The 680-nt window shown below is 59.9% G+C and carries 1 protein-coding gene; it reads left to right on the top strand.

Annotated features, from left to right (window positions below):
* Positions 1-680: amidohydrolase (locus H6A60_RS12105; protein ID WP_205104976.1), on the top strand; the 680-nt coding region annotated here is incomplete at both ends.

The following is a 680-nucleotide window of genomic DNA, read 5'->3' as shown; positions in this document are numbered from 1 at the left end:
AAGCGAATGCGGGCGGGTATGCGTCAGAGCGAATCGGCTTAATGCATGCGTGCGGGCACGACGGCCACAGCGCGGTCGGCCTTGCGCTGGCGCATTGGTGCACGGATCACCGCGACGAACTCTGCGGCAAGATCCGCATATTCTTCCAGCCTGCCGAAGAGGGTACTCGCGGCGGACTTCCGCTCGCAAAGGGCGGTTTGCTCGAAGATGTCGACTATCTCATCTGCTCGCATATCGGCACAGGCTGCCGCCTGGGAGAGATCGGCATCTGCGAAAAAGGTTTTTTCGCAACGACGAAGTTCGATATTCGCTTCAAGGGCGTGCCGGCACATGCAGGAACGGCTCCACAGAAGGGACGAAGCGCATTGCTCGCGGCAGCTGCGACAGCAACCGCACTTGCCGGGATTCCGCGCTCAGGGGAAGGCGATACGCGTATCTCGATCGGCCGACTCGTTGCCGGCGAAGGCCGCAATGTGGTTCCGGTGAATGCGTATCTGCAGATCGAAACGCGAGGTGCTACCGAAGTCGTGAACGCCTTCATGTGCGAGAGCGTTGAGAGGATTGTTTGCGGCATGGCCAAGGCTTACGGCGTCGACCATTCGATCGAACAGGTCGGTCGAGCGACCAATCTCGAGACGGATAGCGAAGTGAATGAAGCGCTGCGCAGCATTGCTAAGGGT

Source organism: Sutterella massiliensis (assembly GCF_016899755.1).
Lineage (GTDB): Bacteria > Pseudomonadota > Gammaproteobacteria > Burkholderiales > Burkholderiaceae_F > Sutterella > Sutterella massiliensis.
The sequence above is the reverse complement of the archived record's forward strand: the minus strand, read 5'-3'. Positions and strand labels throughout refer to the sequence as shown.